This is a genomic window from Saccharothrix sp. ST-888, from assembly GCF_000955975.1.
Taxonomy (GTDB): domain Bacteria; phylum Actinomycetota; class Actinomycetes; order Streptomycetales; family Streptomycetaceae; genus Kitasatospora.
This window is the reverse complement of record NZ_JYJF01000949.1, coordinates 1-306: the sequence shown is the minus strand read 5'-3', so window position 1 is coordinate 306 and position 306 is coordinate 1. Positions and strand designations below refer to the sequence as shown.

The window sequence follows — 306 nt, the reverse complement described above, 5'->3', positions numbered from 1 at the left end:
TGGCACATTCGCTGCGGGGGCATCGACTTACTTACTTACTTACCCACGCAGGCGCAGGTGCAGGGGCGGTACTGCGGCGGTCGCCGCCGCAGAGCTCGGGGGACGGGCAGCGTGAGGGTGCGCGGGGTGAGGGCTGTGGGGATGGCAGCGAAGCGGGCCCGCAATCCCTTGGACCGGTGGGAGGCGACGGGTGCGGCGATGCCGGCGTAGGCGGTCATGGCGAACGGCATGGCGAACGCGGACGGCGTTGCCGATCCGGGGAGGAGGGCGAGGTGGTACTCACCGGGGGCGCACATGAGCAGGGTG

At 70.9% G+C, this 306-nt stretch carries 1 protein-coding gene; it reads right to left on the bottom strand.

The genetic code is table 11. The features are described 5' to 3' along the window. Positions 1 to 35: 35 nt before the first annotated feature. A partial coding sequence (locus UK12_RS42655; protein WP_045307285.1) for a hypothetical protein occupies positions 36 to 306 on the bottom strand: 271 nt, incomplete at its 5' end.